The sequence below is a fragment of the Paenibacillus jiangxiensis genome, from assembly GCF_046098255.1.
GTDB lineage: Bacteria > Bacillota > Bacilli > Paenibacillales > Paenibacillaceae > Paenibacillus > Paenibacillus jiagnxiensis.
Window position 1 is genome coordinate 112,548 of record NZ_JBJURI010000001.1, and the last position, 12,644, is coordinate 125,191.

Annotated in this window: 11 protein-coding genes; 4 read left to right on the forward strand and 7 right to left on the reverse strand. The window is 52.0% G+C overall.

The genetic code is table 11. From position 1 onward, the window contains the following. Position 1: 1 nt before the first annotated feature. The 4 genes from chvE to ACI1P2_RS00555 all read right to left on the reverse strand — a co-directional run bounded on the left by chvE (position 2) and on the right by ACI1P2_RS00555 (position 5,454). A complete protein-coding gene (chvE, locus tag ACI1P2_RS00540) occupies positions 2–1,084 on the reverse strand; it encodes a multiple monosaccharide ABC transporter substrate-binding protein (RefSeq protein WP_355315847.1) in 1,083 nt (360 codons plus the stop codon). Between the two features lie 234 nt (positions 1,085–1,318). Further along, a complete protein-coding gene (locus ACI1P2_RS00545) occupies positions 1,319–2,563 on the reverse strand; it encodes a response regulator transcription factor (protein WP_408976105.1) in 1,245 nt (414 codons plus the stop codon). After that, positions 2,499–4,457: a cache domain-containing sensor histidine kinase gene (locus ACI1P2_RS00550; protein WP_408976094.1), complete on the reverse strand. Its 1,959-nt coding sequence runs from the start codon at positions 4,455–4,457 to the stop codon at positions 2,499–2,501. Before ACI1P2_RS00550 ends, ACI1P2_RS00545 begins: the two co-directional genes overlap by 65 nt. Next, positions 4,447–5,454 carry a substrate-binding domain-containing protein gene (locus tag ACI1P2_RS00555; protein WP_355315853.1) on the reverse strand — a complete coding sequence of 336 codons (1,008 nt, stop codon included), beginning with the start codon at positions 5,452–5,454 and terminating at the stop codon, positions 4,447–4,449. Before ACI1P2_RS00555 ends, ACI1P2_RS00550 begins: the two co-directional genes overlap by 11 nt. A gap of 218 nt (positions 5,455–5,672) precedes the next feature. Here ACI1P2_RS00555 and ACI1P2_RS00560 point away from each other — a divergent pair, with 218 nt between their 5' ends. After that, positions 5,673–6,911, forward strand: a complete 1,239-nt coding sequence (locus ACI1P2_RS00560; protein WP_355315855.1) for an acyltransferase — start codon at positions 5,673–5,675, stop codon at positions 6,909–6,911. 670 nt (positions 6,912–7,581) lie between these two features. On the opposite strand, the gene ACI1P2_RS00565 is transcribed toward ACI1P2_RS00560, so the two are convergent. Then, positions 7,582–8,319, reverse strand: a complete 738-nt coding sequence (locus tag ACI1P2_RS00565) for a hypothetical protein (protein WP_355315857.1) — start codon at positions 8,317–8,319, stop codon at positions 7,582–7,584. A 233-nt stretch (positions 8,320–8,552) separates the two neighbouring features. Between ACI1P2_RS00565 and ACI1P2_RS00570 the strand changes: the two genes are divergently transcribed. Both ACI1P2_RS00570 and ACI1P2_RS00575 read left to right on the forward strand, forming a co-directional pair. Next, on the forward strand, positions 8,553–9,479 hold the full coding sequence (locus tag ACI1P2_RS00570; protein WP_355315859.1) for a hypothetical protein: 927 nt from the start codon (positions 8,553–8,555) through the stop codon (positions 9,477–9,479). 55 nt (positions 9,480–9,534) lie between these two features. Then, on the forward strand, positions 9,535–9,774 hold the full coding sequence (locus tag ACI1P2_RS00575) for an NHLP leader peptide family RiPP precursor (protein WP_355315861.1): 240 nt from the start codon (positions 9,535–9,537) through the stop codon (positions 9,772–9,774). Positions 9,775–9,873: 99 nt separating this feature from the next. Here the strand turns inward: ACI1P2_RS00575 and ACI1P2_RS00580 are convergent, their stop codons facing one another. Further along, positions 9,874–11,781, reverse strand: a complete 1,908-nt coding sequence (locus ACI1P2_RS00580; RefSeq protein WP_355315863.1) for an ATP-binding protein — start codon at positions 11,779–11,781, stop codon at positions 9,874–9,876. A 108-nt stretch (positions 11,782–11,889) separates the two neighbouring features. Beyond that, positions 11,890–12,192, reverse strand: a complete 303-nt coding sequence (locus ACI1P2_RS00585; RefSeq protein ID WP_355315865.1) for a hypothetical protein — start codon at positions 12,190–12,192, stop codon at positions 11,890–11,892. A 174-nt stretch (positions 12,193–12,366) separates the two neighbouring features. Between ACI1P2_RS00585 and ACI1P2_RS00590 the strand changes: the two genes are divergently transcribed. Continuing rightward, entirely contained in the window at positions 12,367–12,636 is a 270-nt protein-coding gene (locus ACI1P2_RS00590) for a hypothetical protein (protein ID WP_355315866.1), read from the forward strand. Positions 12,637–12,644: the final 8 nt, after the last annotated feature.

Below are 12,644 nucleotides of genomic sequence, written 5' to 3' on the forward strand. Positions count from 1 at the left end.
ATTAAAGCCCTATTTCCTCCGCGGTGTAGTATCCGGACCCCACAATATCTTTTTCCACATTCGTCATATCCACCGATACCGGATCAAGCAGATAGGCGGGAACGACCATTTTCCCGTTATCGTAAGAGGTTGTATCGTTGACCTCCGCTTTTTCTCCCTTAAGAATGCTGTTTGCCATCTTAACCGTTTGCTCGGCCAGCTTTCTCGTATCCTTGAATACCGTCATCGTCTGCTCTCCGGCTACGATCGATTTGATGGATGCCAGCTCCGCATCCTGCCCGGTGATAACCGGCAGCGGCTTGCTCTCCGTACCATAGCCGATGCCTTTCAGGGAGGAAATGATCCCGATACTGATGCCATCATACGGGGACAGTACCGCGTCAAGATGCTCCGACGAATAGTAAGCGCTCAGCAAATTGTCCATGCGCGACTGAGCCAGTGCCCCATCCCAACGCAACGTCGCAATCTGTGCCATCGTCATCTGCTTGCTTCTTACGACCAGCTTGCCTGAATCGATGTAGGGTTGCAGCACGGACATGGCGCCGTCAAAGAAAAAGTACGCGTTATTGTCATCCGGCGAACCACCGAACAGCTCAATATTGAAGGGCCCCTTGCCTTCCTTCAGTCCGAGCTTTCCCTCGATATAGGAGCCCTGGAGCTGGCCTACCTTGAAATTGTCGAAGGTCGCATAATAGGTCAAATATTCGGTATTGCGAATGAGCCGGTCATACGAAATGACCGCGATTCCCCGGTCATGGGCCTTCTTGATCACGTCTGTCAGCGTATTGCCGTCAATGGAAGCCAACACGATCACATCCACGCCCTTGGTGATCATGTTCTCGATCTGGGAGATCTGGTTTTCAACAACGTCCTCGGCATACTGCAAATCAGTCTTATAACCCTGCTCCTGGAACAGGCGCACCATGTTTTCCCCATCGGCTACCCAGCGCTCGGAGGATTTGGTCGGCATCGCGATGCCGATATAACCTTTCTCTTTATCTCCTGCACTGCTTTCCGCCAGATTGCAGGCGGAGCATACGACAGCCAGCAGGAGCGCGAGCAGCGCAACAGCCCCTTTTTTCATATGGAACTCTCCTTTCTTGATACTGACCTGAACAGCAAAATACAGTTCATTCCAACAAAAAGATAACGCTTTCATAAATTTCTCTGTTTAATATTAACACCGGCTTTCCGCACGGTCTTTGCAGCAAAGCAACCTTTTTTATAAATTTTTAACTTTTTTTGCTCCTCAAAAGGTTAACAGGTTCATTCCGGGCACAACAAAAAGGACGACTGTTACGCCGCCCCTGCTTCATAGTTATTTTGCCGCCGAACCTTTGCGGTACTGATTTGGTGATACACCCATTCTTTTTTTGAACGCCGTGCTGAAGTAATGCTGGCTGTCATAGCCCGCCAGCAGGGCGATTTCATGCACCGGCAGGCTTGTCGAATCCAGCAGCCGCACCGCCTTGGCAATCCGTGCACCGGTGACCAGGCCAACAAAAGAGGTGTTCAGCTCCTTTTTCAGCACCCTGCTCAGGTACACCGGCGAGACCTGCAGCTGAGATGCCATGCCCTCCAGCGTTAATTCAGGATCGGCATAACGTTCCTCGATCAGCTGGCGCGCCCGCCGGACAAGCGGTGACAATCGAGCCTCCCCGTACACCTGCTCCCGGCAGCGGCGGTACACTTCCGGAACGGAGGACATGCCGCCGTCGCTTACTTCTGCAAAACAGGCCTGCACGGCAATATTCAGGTATCTGCCGATCTCTCTTTCAATCAACGCCCCAGCTCCTTCCGGCGCTTCCTCCCACAAGCAAATGCCGATTAGCCCCGTCTGATCATGGAAAACGACATGCGTCAGCGGAGAGAGCAGCTCTGAAGCGATATTTTCGGAGGCAAACAGGAAGAGCTGTCTGTCGTTCTCCTTCATGAGCGATTCACGCGCCGCCACGGCAGGCCAGCGGACGACGCCGATCTGTGCGGGAACCGTGCGGGGCAGCCGCAGAAAGTCCAACCTCTCCGCCGCTTCCTCCCCGGACACAAGCCCTTCCATCCATTCCTGGCAGAAGCGCTGCCGCAGCAGCGGAATATTACGGTCGATCTGCTTGGAAGCCAGCTTGAGGTAATGATCATGCTGCCGCTCTTCATCCAGCTCGCGGCCAACCCGGGAGAGCACGCTGTGCAGCTGCTTCGGATCCACGGGCTTCAGCAGGTAATCCTCCACTCCGAGCCGCAGCGCCTGCTGGGCAAACGCGAATTCATCATGGCCCGAAATGACGACAAAACGGCATCCCGGCCGTTCAGCGTGCAGCCGTCGGATCAATTCAATGCCGTCCATGAAGGGCATATTCATGTCCACCAGCATGATATCGACGGCCTTTTCCAGAGCCAGCTCCAATGCCTCCTCCCCGTCCTCCGCTTCACCGGCCACGGTCATGCCAAGCTCCTCCCAGTCGACGGTATCGCGTATTCCTTCCCGGATAATCGGTTCATCATCAGCGATCACCACTTGATACCTTGCTGTCACTCTGCTCCCTCCCTGCACCATTTTTCGACACATTTTCATGCAAAAGGGGATGGATGATCGTTACCCTGGTGCCCTCGCCCGGCTCGCTCTCAAGCCGGATGCCGTATTCATCCCCGAAGGTCAGACGGATGCGGGCCTGCACATTCAGCATGCCATAGCTTTTGCTCCCGTGTCCCTCCTCCTGTCCTTCAATCGCCTGCAGCGGATTCTCCAGCATGCCTTCAAGCTCCCTCAGCCGCTCCTCCGGCATGCCTGCCCCATTGTCGATGACGGTCAGCAACAGCCTGTCATCGGCGACTTTGGCTTCGATCCGGATTTTCCCGGGTCCGCGCCGCGCCTTGATGCCATGATAGATGGCATTTTCCACAATCGGCTGCAGCAGCAGCTTTAATACGTACAAGCTTCCGATCTCATCCGTGATGTCCATTTCACAGGTGAGCCTGTCGCGGTATCTCGTTTTTTGAATGCGCAGATAGCTTTCGATATGCTCCATTTCCTCCTGGACACGGATCATATCTTCACCCTTGCTCAAACCGATGCGGAACAGCCGGGACAGGGCCTCCACCATTTCCGCGACGTCCTCCGCCCCTTTTTTCCTGGCCATCCAATGAATCGTATCTAAAGTATTGTATAAAAAATGAGGCTTGATATGCGCCTGCAGACTCCTGAGCTCCGCCTCCCGCTTCTGTCGCTCCTTCAGCTCGTTCAAGGACATCAGCCTGCGAATTTGTGTCAGCATGCGGTTGAAACTTCTTTCCAGCATGCCGATTTCGTCTCCTCTGTCGCTGTGATTGCGGATCGTCAGATCCCCCGATTCGGCATGACGCATGCGAGCCATCAGCTGCCGGATCGGATCGGCGATCGAGCGGGACAGCGTAAGGGACGCGCTAATGCCAATCAGACAGACTGCGAACAGAAAGCAGAAAACATAAAACTGAATTTGCCGCACCTCCATCGTACCTTCCAGCGCCGGAAAGACGCCAACCGTCCGCCAACCGGTGAAGGAGGAAGAACGGTACATAAAGAGCAGCTTTTGCCCATCAACTGTTCTTGTAAAAGAGCCGCTGTCCCCGGTACCAAATGCTTCCGGCGGAATATGCCTGATCAGGGGCCGGTCCGGCAAGTATATACTGCTGCCCTCCCTGTCAGTCACCATCAGATATCCCGTCTTGCCCAGTGTTACATCCCGGGCTGCGTGCGATATGGCTCGCAGCTTCAGGTCGATCAGGATGACTCCCAGCACCTTGCCTGTTTCCGGGTCCGTATAAGAGCGGGCGACCGAAATAATTTCGCTGTCCCTGTAGCTGACATGGGAAATAATGCTGCGGCCAGTGGGATGTCCAATGATTGTAAATATCCCCTCATTATCCGCTGCCCGGGTGTACCAGGTTTCGCTTGCCAGGCTCAGTGTTCCCTTGGCGTACATTTCATTGCTGATGTAATCCCCGTGTTCGTTCACCAGCATAATGCCCGCGATTTCCGGATACAGAGTGGTAAAGCCTTGCAAAAATTGCTTGATTTCATAGACATCATCGCTGCTTTCCGTTCCGGCGTTCTGCCGCCCGGCCCACTTTTTGCGAGCTGCAGATTCTTTCCCCGTATAACCGTCCGCGGCCGTCATGCCTTCCATAAACCCGGCCACCTGGGGCTGAAATCCGATCAGATACGTCATATTTTGCAAATTCTCCATCCGGCTGTCCAGCGTTTCGTTCACCTTGCCGATCAACTGCATCGTATGCTCCTCGACCTGATGCTCGACAATACGCTCCACAGTCCAGTTCACCAGCAGCCCCAAAACAAGCGCCGGAATAATGCCGATCATGAGAAAAAGCACGATCAGCTTGAAGCGAAGCGGCATATCCATAAGGTTGCGCCAGCCGCTCCTTCTCATGAGCAACAGCCTGTCTGTCCATTTGTCATTTGGCATAGTAATCATCCACGTTCGCTTTGGTGATCACGGATATGCCCGTATCCACGCTGACCGGAAGCGGTGTATTTTGTCCTGATGAAGAGGGCGAGGGTACGGTCAATCCATGATGCAGATGGAACAGATATTGCAGGGACCAGTAGCCCATATTCCAGGTGCCCTGCCCGATGCTGGCCGAGATGGTGCCTCCCTGAATCATATCCAGCGTCGCTTTATTAGTATCAAAGCTGACGATCTTGACCGAGCCGGCACGCTGCGCGCTGAGAACCGCTTCTCCTGTCCCTGCTCCGCTTGCCGCATCGGTGACAAATATTCCTGACAAATCGGGATATTTCTGCAGCATTTGCGCTGCCGCTTCACGCGCATTCACCTGATCGCCGCGGCCGTCCGCCGTGGCAACGACTTTCATACCCGGATAGCGGTCCTTAATCGTAACCTTGAAGCCCTGCGTCCGTTCCTCATGATTCTGCTGACTGTTAATCGTTATAATGCCGACGCTTCCTACCCTTCCCAGCAGCTGGGCCATTTTGTCGGCGGCGGTGACGCCTGCATTATAGTTGTCCGTCCCCAGGAAAGAGTAGGCCTTGCTTCCCGGTGACCCCGAGTCAAACAATACAATGGGAATTCCCGCCTCAACCGCCTTGTTGATGGTCGGCAGAAGCGAATAGGGATCTATGGCGGAGACCGCAATGCCCGCCGGCTTGCGGGCGATCGCCTGTTCCAGGACAAGCCGCTGCTCCTGGGCATCGTAGCGGGTCGCTCCGCGGTATTCAATGGATACGCCCAGCGCATCCGCCGCGTCCTCATAACCTTTCAGAATGCTTTTCCAATATTCCATACCCGACTGAAATGTAATCATCACATAAGTCTCGCCAATATCCCCGTGCAACCCCTGGTCCTCCCATGCGCCTTTCTCTCGTCCTTCTGCCGCGTAGCGGAACAGGTACAGCACAAATACCGCAATAATCAGTACATAAACCAGCAGGGTCTTTTTCATGAAACGATCCTGCCCCCTCCCTCAGCCGGATGTAAAGTTTTGTTTTATATCTGTATTCGAAATAAATTGTAAACGGATTCACAACAATTGTGAACCATCCTGTTTAGCATGGCTGCCAGTCTGGTGAAAAAAAATTAATCGGGCCTTAATCTTAAGGGGTTACAATGGACAGGAAAATCGTGAGCCAGGCTACAACAATAAGCAAAGGGGCAACGAAATTGGATAAACCGTTAAGCAAGCCGCGTATTGATGAATGGACAGAGCTGCGCGGACTGGCGTTTCTGGCGATCGTCCTCCAGCACTCTATCGGTGAATACATTTACAGGCCGGACATTCAGATGCCGGACTCTGTCATGTTGGGCATCATCTATCATTTAACCCGTTTTGGCACGCCAACCTACGTATTTCTGTCAGCCGCTCTTTTATTTTATAACTTTAAAAGCCGTCCGGCTGCGGAAGATGCGCGCTGGCTCGGCAAAAGATTCGGGGATATCTATGTCCCCTTTATGGTCTGGGCGGCAATCTACTGGATCGTATCCCGAAGCTGGTCGGAAATTCCGCTGACTGCTCCGGGCTGGTGGCAGAGCCTGCTGCGTGAAATGGTCATTCCCGTCAGCGGCTATCATCTCTGGTTTGTTGTGATGATTTTTCAGTTCTATATTCTGTTGCCTTTATTGGGACGGGTCTGGAACCGAATCAAACCTTTTTTTCTGAAAGAGGACGGTACGGGGAACGCTGTACGGACAGGTATCATGCTGGGTGTGGTAGGCGCGGCTTATGCCGTCCTCATGCATTGGTCGTATTATGATATGTCCGGCTGGCAGTCCGAACTGCCAGGTCAGCTGCAGTTTTTGCTCCAGCACCGGACGTATATTTTCGTTATGTATTTCTTTTACTTTGTGCTGGGCGCGGTATGTGCAAGCATGATCCGGTCATGGCGGGAGTTCGCACGGCAGGCGCTGCCATGGAACGCGGTCGTATTCCTGCTGCTTTTTACGATGATGGGATACACGCTGCTCCAGCAGTCAGGGGATGCAATGAATCTGAATATATCCACCTATCTCAAGCCGAGCACCTTTTTGCTGATCGTATCGCAGATGCTGCTGCTGTACGGGCTGCTGCTCCGGCCGCACACCGCAGCCGCACCCGGAAGGTTCCGCAGAATGCTGGCCTGGATGGGAAAATATTCATTCGGCGCTTATCTGTGCCACGCGCTGCTCCTATATGGAGTCGCCTATTTTACCCGCAGCTTCCCCCTTCAGAACCTGCATTTGGCTGCGGCCGTGGTAAGCTTTGTCATCGTTGCCTGCGCAGCGCTGGGATTGAGCAGACTGCTGTCCTCACTGCCTGGAGGGCACTGGATCGTCGGCGCAAGCGGACGGCGCAAAAGGCAGGGCGGTCCATCCGGCGGAAAGTCACAGCCTTTGCCGGATAGAGCCGCCTCTGACCTGAACTAATAGGTGGATAAGTGTATATTGTGGTTGTTCCATAAGACGGGGACGGCAACTAACAGCCTTGAAATACAAAAAAGGCTCATAACCCGAAATCGGTGCTTGACTGGGAACAGGTGCGAATGCATTTAAAAGCGCGAAAACTCTTACGGTTAACTCTAACAGTTGTGAGCGACGCTATTTGGGTAAAAACGGGGTGTTACAAAATGTAACGGTTGCTGGCGAGCCTATTCCCCGTTTTTTCATAGATAAAGGAGCTGTCTCGCCTTAATAGGCGAGTATGAAACCGTTAGAAAAGAAACCCTGATTTACTCGGTCGAATAGGCGCGACGACAACCGTTAGCAAAGAAATGTACCGGGTAGATCGATCATTCGAGGCAAAATCATTGGTCAATCACTATTTTAGATTGAATGACAAAAAAAGGCCGAGAACAGGCGCAAATTGCCTGATCTCGGCCTTTTTTCAAAATCAGAAATCGCATAAGAATGGCGATTTCTACTTTTTATTTATAAGTGTGGGGATGCACGCAGCAGCGGAGAGAACGAAGCAATTCCGGATAAAGCGGAGCGGTCGCCTTTGTCCCCGAATTTCATCCGCTAAGAATATGATCAGAAATTTGGGGCCAACAGCGATTGTAGGAATGCTTCGTTCTCGGAGCCTCAAAGAGCGCTCAGGTTACTCCGCCACTGTCTTCCGCGCATTGGACGGCGTTCGTTCAAAGGTGATCGGCGCTTTGCGGTTGATCATCCGCTTGAGGTCGCCCGTCATTTCCTCCTTCAGCTTACGAAGCAGTTCCTCCTCACCGATCCCCCTCTTCTGGGCAATCTCGGCAATGGAATTTCCTTTGCGAAGCTCCGTTTCCAGCTGTGCTGCTGTCAGATTCAGGATGCGGGCCACCGCTGCACGCTCGACCCCTACCCTCCAGCCCCTTGGCCACGGTCTGTGAATGCCGCGCAGTTCCTGCAGCGGCTTGTTCACCGCCTGCTTCACCCAGGCTGCCCCAAGTGCCTTGCGAGCCTTGGCTTCTTCGTCCGTCAGCAGCCCTTTTTTGACAAGCTCGTCCACACGGGCGTTGAGCATGGGCACCAGCTTGGCAACGAGTTGCTCCTCCGACCAGCCCTGACGCTTCTTCGCGATTTCCGCCAAAGTGCTCCCCTTATCCATTTCAGCAGACAGCTCTTGCGGAGTGATGCCCAGCACCTTGGCAACCTCGTTCATGAAATACCAGTGCGATCCCTTGTGCTCAGGGGCATTTTTTTCTCCCGGTCCCGTCTTTACTTCCGGGGCAGTTTTTTCTTTGCGGACATCTTGCGGCGGATGTACCTCCGAAGCATGAACCTGCGTCATTGGAGCCGCGACCAGCAAGAGAGCCGCCATACTCATCGTTCCGCATATGTGCAAATATTTGTTCACTCTTTTTTCGCATCCTTCCGTTATTTTTTCTGTATTTCTCTGCAATTTCTCTAAAGTTTTGTCATATATTGAGCTATTTATCTCCTTCATTTGTCTTATTATGGCAGATACCCGTGAATAATATGCGGTTTTGACGAGAACAAGTTCTTGCAGTCAGGCGGGGCAAGGATTAAGATGCTAATAACAACCCAGAAATGATGTAAAAAAATTGATGTTATGCGGATGGTGGGGAAATGGAGTGGTTCACAAGGTACAGGCATGAGCTTGAGCAGGTTTTTGCCGAAGCGGAAAAGCAGATTTCCCTGTTCCCCGCCCCTTTGAATACGATGGGGCAGGAATATGAAGCACTATTCAATCCTCTGCTGGAGAACAGCACACGTAATTATATCTGTTATTTGCTCCCGTTTTGGGTCAATGAAATTGCCGGATTGCTGCCTGAAACGGTGCGCCGGTTGTCTCTGGGTAACGTGTATCTCATGTTATCCTTTCTGCTGCAGGACGATGTGATGGATACGGGTCCCGGCGACTGGAGAAGCCGTCTGGCGCTCGCCCAATTGTTTCTTGCCGAAAGCATGGACATTTACCGCGGACTTTTTCCGGCCGATTCTCCGATCTGGGATTATTACAGGCTCTATGTCGGTGAATGGGCATCAAGCGTAGCAAATGAGGGCCACGGGGACGATTTTCAGTACAATCCGTCCCGCATCTCCGGCAAGGCAAGCCCGCTTAAGCTGGCAGGTACCGGGGCGCTGCTGCTTTCCGGGCAGGAGCATCACATTCCGGCAGTCACTGAGATGACAGATCAGGCGCTGCTGGTACTGCAAATGGCCGACGACTGGGCGGACTGGAGAGAGGATTTGCATGAAGGCAGCTACAACTGTCTCCTGTCCTTTATCAGCGCCGAACAGGGTGTCGGGTATATGCAAGGAATCCGTGCAGAGGAGATTGAAGAAGCTGTTTACACCCGCAACGTATTGAGCCGATACGCCGCCGCCGCCGCCGATCTGGCGCGCGCCCTTACTAAGCGGAATCCGGCCATCCCCGGCCTGGCAAGTTTTTCCGTTGGAATAGCAGATGATCTGGTTCAGGCAGCAGCTTACATTGCAAGGGAAAAACAGCTCCTGCTGCACGGGGGACTGCAGTACATATTAGACCATTAGGCTGGTACTTCCTGACCACTTCGCCAAACTATACCATGGAGAAAGGATGATAAGAATGTCTTTAGAACTAACCGCACAAAACCAGCTCATTCAAAAAGCATGGGAGGATCCGGCTTTCCGTGAAAAACTGGTGGAGGATCCCAAAGCAGCGATCCGCGAACTGCTCGGAGTCGTCATTCCCGAACATGTTCAGTTGAAAACTGTACAGGAAACTCCAGACCAGCTGTATCTGGTTATTCCACCTGCCCCTGCCCGGATGATTCCAGCCGTCGACAAACCGGAGGTAAAGTGGTAAAAGCTCGAGAGCAAATGCTGTAATGCTAAAAAGGGTACTCCCACGCCTGTTAGGCAAAGGAATACCCTGCTTGTAATTATGTTAAAAACAGCCCCTGAATCATGATTCGGGGGCAGAGCCGGTGCTCGCGGCAGGAAAACGGACGGTTGACTCCGTACCTATTCCCTTCGCGCTCGTAAATGTAATCCGCCCATCCATGGCCTCTATGATCCGGAAGGTAACCATCATGCCAAGGCCCGTCCCCTTTGTTTTATTAGAGAAATAAGGCTCCCCAAGCCTGGTTAGCGTCTGGGCATCCATGCCTTCTCCATTATCGCGGATATGTATGTATATTTCATCCCCCGACCTGTAAGCTCGAATGTGAATCTGTCCTTCATCCCGCAAAGCTTCGATGCTGTTTTTGATAATATTGATAAAAGCCTGCTTGAATTTGGATGAGTTGCCTTTAATGACGAGCCCCTCAGGTATTTCCATGGATATTTTGCCGCCCTGCAGGTTGGCCATTGGGCTGATAATACCTTCAATATGTCTGAATTCATCGTCAATATGCAAAATTTTGGTCTGTTCGAACTCCGGTTTGGCAAAGGTGAGGAAATCGGTAATGATGTTGGACGCTCTGTCCAGTTCTTCAAGCGCGATCTGTAGATAGTCCTTGTTCTTACCCTCCTCTTTGCCGCTGATCAGCTGCAGGAATCCTCTGGTAACCTGAAGCGGATTACGCACCTCATGCGCCACCGAAGCGGCCAGATCACTGATGATCTCCATCTTCTCCGACCGCTGCAGCTCATTATTGAACATTTCCAGTTCCTGTGAGTAGTGCACAACCTGCCGGTGGTTCTCCGCAAGCCTTCTGCCGAAAATCGTAGCCAGCGAAATGACAAAGCCAACGACCCCCCACTTCCACAAAAACAGATTGTAGTGCCCCTGACGGATAAAGAACCATAACAGCTCACTAACGGAAAGCACTGCAAAGCAGACACAGCCCACTGATAAAATGATCGCCTCGCGGTCTCCCTTCCAGGCTCTCTTCAGGCTGGCCACCATCAGAAAAATTAAGAGCACCGTCAACTGCAGTCCAAGCAAAATAACGCTTGTCCAGTAATACAGCTGGTAGTAACGATCCATTGTCAGCCAATTTACGATCATGATCAGAAAACAGGCAATAGAATAAAACGTAAGCCATTTTCGAAAACGGCGAATATAAACGATATTCCCTAGAATTTGCTCGAAAAACAAAGCCAAGGACGGTGGCAGCAAAAATAAGGCCATGTCAAAAAGCAACAAATACAACTCCGCGTATTCTCTGTAAAACGTAAACAAAAAAGGTGGATAAATTACAATCAGCAATCCTGCCGACAGAATAACGGCAGAGAGAGACAACATTACTGAGCGGTTTGGTTTGTAAAGGAAAATAGAACAAATCGCGAGTGTCAGCGCTATAAAAATAAATGAGCTTCCCAGGATGATATCAAATACATCTTTGCGAATCATAACGCCCAGCAGCTCACGCTGCTCCCCGACAATCACTCCACCGTTGATTCCCAACCGTTCCAGCCTGCTGTCGGTCCAGATATACAGCCTTTTCCCGCTGTCCTCACGGTCCAACGGCAGCAGTATTTTATCCTGTTCATAGTTATAGGACCGGAAGGATTCATATACAATAATCCCGTCCTTGTAGATGATAATGTGCGTACCGTAAATGTTCTCCAGCAGTATGGCTGGTGTCTCGGCCGTAAGCTCCGGAAGAACCATGCGGATCCACGCAGAAGAGGAGCCTGACGGCTTGTTGCCTGCCACCTCATTAGAACCTATCGTCTCCCACTCTTCTTGATCCGAAGGCGGCGCTGGAAGAGTGCCTTCCTGTCGGGCTCCGTCCCACAGCATATCCCATTTGGTTATGGTCTGTACATTCGACACCGGCATGGCAGCGGAAGCAGGAGAGCCTGCTGCGGCTGCCAGCAGCAGCAGAATCCAGAAGACCGCCGCTATTCTGGGCATGTATTTCATATGTAAAGCACCTCAAACATAATTTTGGGTTGCCGGCTTTTATCCCATTTCCATACTTTAACTAATTCTATGGATAGGACCCTTATACCTTCTTGTAAGACTCATTCGCTAAAATTCTCTGTTTCTCGAGTTTGTTCGAACATCATCATACTGATTTTCAATCATTTCCCGTTCTCTGCGCTGCGCGCGTTCCCTGAAATCGAGCCATTGCAGGCTTTCCTCATCCTCATAGAGCGTCCAGATATCCGAGAACAGATAATCGCGAATTTCGACAATTTTGCCGTCAAGCAAGCCTCCGCACCAATAAAGGCCGTCCGGCCTGCGGATGACAGTGCGGCCGAACCCCGGTGTAGAAGCCTTCTCTCCGATCCGGATGCGGGCGAGCATATTGGGAAGCGTCAACCATTCCATTGTTCTTACCTCCTCCACCGGTCTTCATCATATCATAACTTAGCCTTTCCGCCAGCAGAATAGAGTCCGGCAAAGCCACACACAATAGCTGTAAAGTTTAGTATGCCCGGCCAGTGGGTAAGGTCGGAGTAAAGGGCTGTCCAACACAGCACAATATCAAAGGAGCTGACCAGCATGGAGAAGACCAACAAAGATCATCCCGGGCTGCATGATCCCGTTACCGGTACGGCCAACGGGACAGGAGTCGCTGCCTTACCAGATTTCGAGCCTTCCCTGCAAAATGCGGAAACCAATTGGGAGAACCTGACCGCAGGACCGGATCAGGCTTTGGAAAATGTTCCGGACGCCGATGTAATTGCTCCTGACAGCCCTGTCGATCCGTCTGCTCCGCCAGATTTCATTCATGGTACCGATTTGTTAAACGGCTTTGACGGAGACGAATAATCGATTCA

Coding starts and splice junctions, on each gene's coding strand:
- ACI1P2_RS00545 (WP_408976105.1), bottom strand. CDS start 2,563: ATGTGTCGAAAAATGGTGCAGGGAGGGAGCAGAGTGACAGCAAGGTAT.
- ACI1P2_RS00580 (WP_355315863.1), bottom strand. CDS start 11,781: ATGAAATACATGCCCAGAATAGCGGCGGTCTTCTGGATTCTGCTGCTG.
- ACI1P2_RS00550 (WP_408976094.1), bottom strand. CDS start 4,457: ATGCCAAATGACAAATGGACAGACAGGCTGTTGCTCATGAGAAGGAGC.
- chvE (WP_355315847.1), bottom strand. CDS start 1,084: ATGAAAAAAGGGGCTGTTGCGCTGCTCGCGCTCCTGCTGGCTGTCGTA.
- ACI1P2_RS00570 (WP_355315859.1), top strand. CDS start 8,553: ATGGAGTGGTTCACAAGGTACAGGCATGAGCTTGAGCAGGTTTTTGCC.
- ACI1P2_RS00575 (WP_355315861.1), top strand. CDS start 9,535: ATGTCTTTAGAACTAACCGCACAAAACCAGCTCATTCAAAAAGCATGG.
- ACI1P2_RS00555 (WP_355315853.1), bottom strand. CDS start 5,454: ATGAAAAAGACCCTGCTGGTTTATGTACTGATTATTGCGGTATTTGTG.
- ACI1P2_RS00585 (WP_355315865.1), bottom strand. CDS start 12,192: ATGGAATGGTTGACGCTTCCCAATATGCTCGCCCGCATCCGGATCGGA.
- ACI1P2_RS00590 (WP_355315866.1), top strand. CDS start 12,367: ATGGAGAAGACCAACAAAGATCATCCCGGGCTGCATGATCCCGTTACC.